This is a genomic window from Gluconobacter japonicus (genome assembly GCF_015244665.1).
In the GTDB taxonomy this organism is placed as follows: Bacteria; Pseudomonadota; Alphaproteobacteria; order Acetobacterales; family Acetobacteraceae; genus Gluconobacter; species Gluconobacter japonicus.
The window spans coordinates 655,957-663,482 of the sequence record NZ_JABCQN010000002.1 but is presented as its reverse complement, the minus strand read 5'-3'; the positions used below and the strand labels follow the sequence as shown (position 1 = coordinate 663,482).

10 protein-coding genes and 1 tRNA gene are annotated in these 7,526 nt (G+C 55.2%); 7 read left to right on the top strand and 4 right to left on the bottom strand.

Going from position 1 to position 7,526, the window contains the following annotated elements:
- The 4 genes from HKD32_RS06410 to HKD32_RS06395 form a co-directional block, all read right to left on the bottom strand.
- A partial coding sequence (locus HKD32_RS06410; protein ID WP_194257731.1) for an HlyD family secretion protein occupies positions 1-426 on the bottom strand: 426 nt, incomplete at its 3' end.
- A gap of 12 nt (positions 427-438) precedes the next feature.
- Complete coding sequence (locus tag HKD32_RS06405; RefSeq protein ID WP_007284708.1) at positions 439-633, bottom strand: DUF1656 domain-containing protein; 195 nt, start codon at positions 631-633, stop codon at positions 439-441.
- A gap of 171 nt (positions 634-804) precedes the next feature.
- Positions 805-1,239 carry a hypothetical protein gene (locus HKD32_RS06400; RefSeq protein ID WP_061929521.1) on the bottom strand — a complete coding sequence of 145 codons (435 nt, stop codon included), beginning with the start codon at positions 1,237-1,239 and terminating at the stop codon, positions 805-807.
- Between the two features lie 86 nt (positions 1,240-1,325).
- Positions 1,326-1,604: a hypothetical protein gene (locus HKD32_RS06395; RefSeq protein WP_010505724.1), complete on the bottom strand. Its 279-nt coding sequence runs from the start codon at positions 1,602-1,604 to the stop codon at positions 1,326-1,328.
- Positions 1,605-1,690: 86 nt separating this feature from the next.
- On the opposite strand from HKD32_RS06395, the gene HKD32_RS06390 reads away from it, so the two are divergent.
- From HKD32_RS06390 to HKD32_RS06360, 7 genes are all read left to right on the top strand, one after another.
- Complete coding sequence (locus tag HKD32_RS06390; protein WP_061929519.1) at positions 1,691-2,848, top strand: ABC transporter ATP-binding protein; 1,158 nt, start codon at positions 1,691-1,693, stop codon at positions 2,846-2,848.
- A 242-nt stretch (positions 2,849-3,090) separates the two neighbouring features.
- A complete protein-coding gene (locus HKD32_RS06385) occupies positions 3,091-4,086 on the top strand; it encodes an extracellular solute-binding protein (RefSeq protein ID WP_234781738.1) in 996 nt (331 codons plus the stop codon).
- Positions 4,083-4,514 (top strand): hypothetical protein, encoded by a 432-nt coding sequence (locus tag HKD32_RS06380; protein ID WP_061929515.1) that lies wholly within the window; start codon positions 4,083-4,085, stop codon positions 4,512-4,514. The genes HKD32_RS06385 and HKD32_RS06380 overlap by 4 nt, the downstream gene beginning before the upstream one ends.
- The gene (locus tag HKD32_RS06375) at positions 4,511-4,999 is read left to right on the top strand and encodes a YcgN family cysteine cluster protein (protein ID WP_061929513.1); all 489 of its coding nucleotides are present in this window, start codon (positions 4,511-4,513) and stop codon (positions 4,997-4,999) included. Before HKD32_RS06380 ends, HKD32_RS06375 begins: the two co-directional genes overlap by 4 nt.
- Positions 5,000-5,009: 10 nt before the next feature.
- Positions 5,010-5,693 (top strand): M48 family metallopeptidase, encoded by a 684-nt coding sequence (locus tag HKD32_RS06370; protein WP_061929509.1) that lies wholly within the window; start codon positions 5,010-5,012, stop codon positions 5,691-5,693.
- Between the two features lie 7 nt (positions 5,694-5,700).
- Positions 5,701-5,786: transfer RNA gene (locus HKD32_RS06365), tRNA-Leu, on the top strand.
- A 94-nt stretch (positions 5,787-5,880) separates the two neighbouring features.
- On the top strand, positions 5,881-7,515 hold the full coding sequence (locus HKD32_RS06360; protein ID WP_194257730.1) for a DUF6538 domain-containing protein: 1,635 nt from the start codon (positions 5,881-5,883) through the stop codon (positions 7,513-7,515).
- Positions 7,516-7,526: the final 11 nt, after the last annotated feature.

Sequence of the window (7,526 nt, the reverse complement as noted above, 5' to 3'; positions counted from 1 at the left end):
TTCAGCTTTCGCCGCATTAACCTTGGCCCGCTGCGTCTCGACATTCGAGTTGAAGTCTTCCTGCTCTTCAGCAGAAACAATGCCCCCCAGCCCCATACGGCGCTTGGCGTCGGAGGAGCGAAGCTTCAGGTCTTCTTCCGCACCGGCAAGACGCGCACGGGCCGCATCAATATCAAGGCGGAAACGCACAGGATCGAGTACGAACAACGGATCGCCACGATGTACGAACTGGTTATCCACAACGGGAACCGACACAACCGTCCCGGATACTTCGGGAGCGGCATCGACCACATACACACGGACGCGTCCATCACGCGTCCATGGTGCAAGAACGTAAATGTCCCACATGGTCCGGCCGAGGCCAATGGCCATCGCCAGTACGATGAGAGTCAGCAGAACGCGGATCACACTGCGGGTCCAGTTCATAGCCGACCCCTCCTAGACGTAAAGGATGAGCAGACAGAGAACACAGACATAGAGCGCTATTTCAAATAGAGCGACGTGCCAGAACCAGCTTAAGGCGCCGGTCCGCCACAGAATGCTTCTCAACAGCAATGTCACGAACACTGCTGCAACGGCATAGATTGAAAGGGGTGCGACAAAGACGCCGAAGAGATTAACTTCCGTAAGCATCAGGTTGTGACCTTGCTGCCAACTAACGGACTGTTCGACGAACTTTCCACGGGACTCCTCGCAAGTCCGTGACGACTCCCACAAGGGCGTGATCACGGCACAGGCGAAGTCCTTACGCCATTAACCCACGGGTGGCCAGATGGCTTTGACAAAAATCAGTCATAAAATGTCTTATTTGGAATGACTGAAAAAACTTCTGATGAGTGAAAAGAGTTTCCGGCCTGTAAAACGTCCTGCCGGTCCAAGCAAAAGACCCGTCACGGCGGTGACCGCAATAGACTGCTTCAGTTCGACGAGCTTACGGTCACGACGGATACGAGCCTCGATTTCAACCACATCAGGGATGGACCAGGCCGCCAGCGCAGCGAAGATCACCACAAAAAGCATATCCACACCGATGACACAGAGGCTGGCTTTGACGTAGCCCAGCCCTGCAACACTGATAAAGAAAGCCCAGAGGAAGCCATGAAAAGAAATGGCAGCGAACAGCAGGAAGACGACTGCAACAAGGGCACAAGCCACCCGACGGCCGATTCGCATCGCGGAACGTGAGAGGATCTGGCCTTGGGCGGACAGGACTTCCTGACCGAGTTCGATAGGCTTCATGGAGGATCGTTCGCCTTTATTCTAAACAGGACGGGTGCAGGCCTGCGCACATCGCCCGCTTCCCGCCTGAAAAGGTTACGTGCCGATTACTTGGAAAAACGGCCCGCCAGGAAACCGACCACAGCCGAGATCAGAATAGCGGCGATAGGCCGCGACTGCACACGCGTCGATACATTTTCGATTTCATGATCCGTGATTTTACGGGCATTTGCAACGGCGTGCTCCGTGCGATCAGCAGCCTGAAGCAGCATAGGGCTGACATAGTCGTTCAGAATCTGTTCGACCTGCTTGCGAAGACTGTCAATCTGCTCCTGCGTGGTTTCTGCAGCGACTTCGATGTTCTTCTTGACGGTATCACGGCTCATGTTCAAACCCTCATTGCAATATAGTAGGGGCTTGGGAATCAAGCCCTGTATCTCACTTCAAACGCAAAACCATTATCAGAGGTTGCATGCCCCGCCCACCCGGCGCTCCACTTACCAACCCCAGAGGTCAGGCCGCTCCACGTGTAACGATGGCCCTTCAACTGGAGGCACTTCGTCCCGGTTTACAGGCGGAAGCCTTCGATCTGTCTGTTCCTCAAGGCGAGACGGTGACAGCGTATGGTACAGACACAGCCGTGCTGTCCGGTATTCTGGATCTGATCGCCGGGTTTTCTCCTTCAATGGGTGGCCGAGTTCTTGTATGCGGCACCGACATCACATCACGCCCGGCTGGTCAGCGCGGTGTGACGTTGATCAGCACCCGGGACCCGCTGTTTCCCCATCTGGATGTGCAGAGCAATATCGTTTTCGCACTCCGCGCTCAGGGGCAAAAACACGCAGAAGCTGACGCTGGCGCGGGTAGAATGATGTCCCTTCTCGGGTTGGATGGCCTGGGGAAAGCAGCACCTCGCAGCCTTTCACCAGAACAAACACTTCGGGTCATGCTTGCAAGAGCACTCGTTACATCCCCCGCCGTCCTCCTGCTCGACAATCCGTTCGCCGCACTGGATCCACAGGCAGCACGTCGAATGGCATCCCTGCTTTCAAAACTGACGCGCGCCCGTGATCTCAGCATCCTTCAGAGTGTTCCCAGCAAAGAAGACGCCTTACGGGCAGGAGGCTCTATTGCGTTTTTCCAAAGTCAGACGCTCCTTCAGTCTGGCCCCGCCGCGGACCTCTACGACCGTCCGGCAGGCGTCGAGGTTGCTACACTTTTCGGGGAGGCCAACTGCCTGACCGGGCAGGTTCTCGATATCGGGGATGATATTGCGCGCATCCAACTTGCGTGCGGCGGAGTTGTTGAAGCCCTGGCCTCCGAGAGCGAGTTGGCTGAAGGACAAGCCTGTCTGGTCTGCGTCCGACCTGACCGGATTTCTCCTTTCTTCGGCACACAGTCTCTTGGACTGGAAGATGAGGATATGCCGCCTGTACGCGGCGCCCTGACAGAGACCGTGCATCTCGGGGACCACATAAGAATGCGAGTCCGCTGCCCGGAGGGCACCGAAATCGAGCTTCGTCGCCCTCCCCTTCAAACACAGAAACTCCCCCGCCCCGGCTCCCCCGTCCAATTAGCCTGGCCGGCAGGACATGCGACGGCCTTTCCGCTTCGGCCCGACCTGTATTAAAGTGCCGCCGCTTTATGGTGGGTTTCTGGCCCGCTCTCGTTTCTCCCTGAACTAAGGATCGTCATCTGTCCCGGCCCGCCTCTCTTTTGCGACAAACGCTCCCGGTCTGTATCCGGGCGGGTCTCGGTCGTGCCTTACGTCCTTCACGTCTGCTAACGGGTCTCCTGCTTTTTCAGTGCCTTCCGCTGAATATGCCTGCCCATGCCACTACATCCAGTTCCTCGCAGAGTGCATCCGCGAGTGTGGAAAGATTCTTTTCGCATATTGGCCAAAGCGTCACGTCTGTTTTCTCAACGCCCGAAGCCTCGGCGCATGCGCATAAACATTCCAGAACACACTCCGTCGCGAAACACCGGAAAAATACAAAACCAGTCGCCCCACCTGCACCCGGCTGGGGTGTCCCGGAAGGAACTGTCGCTGCCAACGCTTTGGCAGGAGCAGACAGCACAATACGACTGATTGAGTGGGATGGTCAGAAGACAACTCTGGATGTTGGCGTCCATGCGGCAAGAGCGGACTGGGCGGCAGTCCTGTTGAACGGAAGCCAGCTTTCAGAAGCCTGCCAGAAGAACTGGGTTCGTCCTATTGAGAACAACACATCATGCGGCGTTCCTGGAGGCCAGAGCACACTTGCCCTCGCCTGGGATAGGTCTCGCCTACCATCCGCTCCTGGCTGGAAAGATTTCTGGGATGTTGCCCGCCATCCTGGCAGGCGCGGTCTTCGCCTGAGCGCGCGCACAACCCTTGAAATCGCGCTTCTTGCTGATGGTATCGATCCAAGAGATATCTACACAGCACTCTCCACGCATGCTGGTGTGGATCGCGCCTTCCATAAGCTGGATCTGCTGCGCCCGTATATCGTGTGGTGGAAAACGCCAGACGATGCCGCGCGCATCATGGAACAAAGCAGCGCGTTGATGACCAGCGCTCCCATGGCAGAAATTTCCAGTGTCAGCACAAAAGTGAAGGCTGGTCCGGCGTCCTCGCTGTTTGTTGCTCAACCGGATGTCGTCCTTCGTACCTCCCTTTACTGGGCAATTCCTGCCAACACGCCAGACGAAGTAGCCACAAAGACGCTTGAGCACCTCAACAAAACGTCCCTTCATCTGGATGACACCCCTGACAGCGCAGTAGCGCCTAACGGGATAATATTACCCGTCAACGAAGCATTCTGGACAAAATACGGGGATCAACTGGAACAGAGATTCCAGGATTGGTATGGCAGCAAGCAGCCATGATGGCCCTCTCCCTCCGCCTTCATCTGGCTCCCATTCTTTCAGGACTGCTTCTGGGGTGCACCGTCATCACACTGTTGATGCGCCTGCTTCCCGCCAGATATGTACGATTGTTAGGTCTTCTGGTTCTTTTGCCAGGGCCCGCGCTCGCCTTCGCCCTTCCTGAGCTACATAAAGCAGGCGTGATATTCGCCGGACGATATTATGATGTGCTTCAGGGCGGCTTAATCTCTCCTGCTGTTATGCTTCCATTCGGAGCTACACTTTTAGGTATGCCTGCTGGCACAACGCGCGCAGCAATAGGGCTAGGTGCCAAATTCTCAACGCGTGTACGACTGATCTGGCTGCCCCTTTTGCTCCCAGCCGCACTTCTGTCCTGCACAATGGCAGTTCTCCTGACAGTCGGGTGTGTGATACTGGATCGTCCATGACGTCCGTACCTTTTTTCTGGCAGACCACGCCTCTGGACCAGATGACACCTGAACAATGGGAATCCCTGTGTGATGGATGCGGGCGCTGCTGCCTGAACAAGCTACGCGATGAAGATACGGAAGAAGTCGTCTATACAACGGTCGCCTGCCGCCTTCTGGATACGCAGACCTGCCGGTGCACGAGTTATCTCAAGCGCCATCGCAAAGTTCCAGACTGCATCACACTGACACCGGAACTCCTTGCGGACATCGACTGGCTTCCCCCAAGCTGCGCATACCGATTACTGCGTGACGGCTTTGACCTGCCTGAATGGCACCCCCTTCGCAGCGGCACCCGTGACAGCGTCCACACGTCCGGTGCATCTGCTGGCGGTCGTTGCATCAGCGAACGGCACGCGGGCTCATTAGAAAATTACATTGTGGACTGGCCTGGAGAGTGGCCTGAAAACTCGCCCCCCTGCATGTCCTTGAAGCAGTCCGGCTAGAACACCTTTCATGCTTCCTCCGACCGTCCCCCTTGTCTGGCGACGTTCGAAACGTGCCCGCCGCATGACCCTGCGGATTGATGCCATGCAAGGCAGCGTCATTGTAACAATGCCTGATCGTATAAGTCGCAAACAGGGGGTGGCGTTCGTCCAGCAACATATGGACTGGATTTCGACGTCTCTGGCGTCCTTGCCTGAAAAGCCGGTTCTGGCGCATGGGCATGACATCATGATCGAAGGCAACCTCGTCCCCATTCTCCATGAACCGACTGCACGTCGCGGTACATGGCTGGACGATGACGGGCTTCATGTTAGCGGAGATGCCGAGCATACCGAACGCAGAGTGCGGGACTTTTTGCTTAAACTTGCAAAAGACCGTCTGGATACCGCTGTAAAACGCCACAGCGAAAGAATGCAACTTGTTCCTTCCCGTCTGGATTTACGAGACGTTCGAACACGATGGGGCAGTTGTACCCGTCAGGGTCGCATCATGCTGAGCTGGCGCCTGCTAATGACCCCGGTTGAAATCCGGGACTACGTCATCATCCACGAACTCGCCCATCTCAGACATTTTGACCATAGTTCCGATTTTTGGGCTCTTGTTGATCATTTTTGCTTAAATGGTCGCCCAGGACGTCTTGCAGCGGAGCGCTGGTTGCGCGAAAACGGGACCGCCCTGCTGCGCGCAGCATGAGGCGTGTGCGAGCTTGGCGGAATGGTAGACGCACGAGACTTAAAATCTCGAGTCCGTAAGGGCGTGCGGGTTCGAGTCCCGCAGCTCGCACCACATCTAAGTTATTGAAAATAAACGGCTTTTAGGGTTTTCAGTAACCCGGAGCCCCCGTTCTTCTACAAAGGGCTTCTACAAAACGAGCCCTGTTGTGCTGATTCGCCTGCAATCCGGTTTCCACTTCAGACGCGGGATTCCTCTCCGCTTCAGGCCGATTCTGGGAAAGCGGGAAATCTGGCATTCTCTTGAGACGCCAGACAGAAATCTTGCCAGAACCCGTGCCTGTGCCATGTATGGACTGACCTCTCAGCTTTTCGAGTGCATCAGTCTGGCCATGTCTCACCCGGAAGAAAAATCCTCGCTCAACACTGTGGTTGAGACGTTTCAGGAAGCTCTCTCCACCTCGGACCTCCATCCTGTCCAGCAGGACCTGTTTCAGTCCATTATCCAGACCTATGACAGTGAGATTCAGGCTCTGAAAGCTCGCTATAACACCATGAATGCCGAGCATCTTCTGGCAAGGATGGAAGACCACCAGCGGGTTTCCATCGTGCTTGAGAAGATTGGTCCCGAAATCAACGCCCTGACAGATATCATTTACAAACTGGGCAAGTCTGCAAGGAACCCGGGCGAGGTCGCTTTGACAAAGCTCGCAGAGCAGGTTGCCGTGCTGACACAACTTGTTCAGCCTCCAGCCCCCAAGCCTTCCCCTCTGTTTTCGGAAGCATCTGAAACCTTCCTGAGCCTCAAGGCCAAGAAAGCCAAACCCTCCGTAATCGCTGAGCATCGCAACACGTATAAAAGGTTTGTCGAAATCTGTGGTGACAGACCTATCCGCGACTATGCGGGAGAAGATGCCTCCGACTTCAAAACAATGATGGAGCAACTGCCGGTCAATTACGGCAAAAACCGCAAGGATACTCGAACCGTCGCTGAACTGGTCTCAGAAGCCAATCGGAAAAATCTGGAGCGTATCTCAGGAAAAGCCACAAAGAACCATTTCACACGACTGTCTGCTCTCTGGCGACATTATGAACCCATCGGCAAGGTTGACCGCAATCCGTTTGTCGGAGGCTGGAAGTTCGATACCACTGCAAAAACACAGCGTATCCGCTGGTCAAACGACGACCTGATAACGCTCATTGAAAATCCGTGGCCATTCCAAACCATCAGTCAGGCCACTTTTGGTCTGATTGTCGGCATCGCGTCCTATACGGGAATGCGGGAGGAAGAAATCTGCCGACTGCGACCGCAGGATATCATCCAGATCCAGGATGTCTGGTGCATTGTGGTGCAGGTCCACCGTGCTCATAAAGACGCACCTTGGGAAGCATGGGACCCCAAGACTGAAGCCGGTGCTCGCATCGTTCCCCTGTGTCAGCCCCTCCTGGATACCGGCCTCGTAGAGATGGCCGAACGTGCTAAAAACCAGCGACGTCGTTATCTGTTCAAGGACCTGGATTTCACAGGCATGGACATGAAACGGTCCGGAATCTTCCAGAGAAATTTCTCGAGCTTTAAATCGCGCCTCGGCATTGGCCGGGAGAAGGTTTTTCATTCTTTCCGGCACAACGTCTCAACCAAGCTCCGCAATATTCATGAACATGGCGACGGTGGACTTCGAGAGTCATGGATTGATGATTTTCTCGGACATGAAGGCTTGAACAAGTCGGTTGGTAATACCGTCTATTTCGATGACGTGGATATCACGAACCTCAAACGTGTTGCGGATTCCATGTCATATCCTGAGTTCTGGGACCTGAAGAGACTAATGGGAAAACAATAATCCCTCTTCGA

Excerpts from the sequence above, each read along its gene's own strand:
- HKD32_RS06375 (WP_061929513.1), top strand. The coding sequence starts at position 4,511 with ATGACGTCCGTACCTTTTTTCTGGCAGACCACGCCTCTGGACCAGATG.
- HKD32_RS06380 (WP_061929515.1), top strand. The coding sequence starts at position 4,083 with ATGATGGCCCTCTCCCTCCGCCTTCATCTGGCTCCCATTCTTTCAGGA.
- HKD32_RS06395 (WP_010505724.1), bottom strand. The coding sequence starts at position 1,604 with ATGAGCCGTGATACCGTCAAGAAGAACATCGAAGTCGCTGCAGAAACC.
- HKD32_RS06390 (WP_061929519.1), top strand. The coding sequence starts at position 1,691 with ATGCCCCGCCCACCCGGCGCTCCACTTACCAACCCCAGAGGTCAGGCC.
- HKD32_RS06405 (WP_007284708.1), bottom strand. The coding sequence starts at position 633 with ATGCTTACGGAAGTTAATCTCTTCGGCGTCTTTGTCGCACCCCTTTCA.
- HKD32_RS06370 (WP_061929509.1), top strand. The coding sequence starts at position 5,010 with ATGCTTCCTCCGACCGTCCCCCTTGTCTGGCGACGTTCGAAACGTGCC.
- HKD32_RS06400 (WP_061929521.1), bottom strand. The coding sequence starts at position 1,239 with ATGAAGCCTATCGAACTCGGTCAGGAAGTCCTGTCCGCCCAAGGCCAG.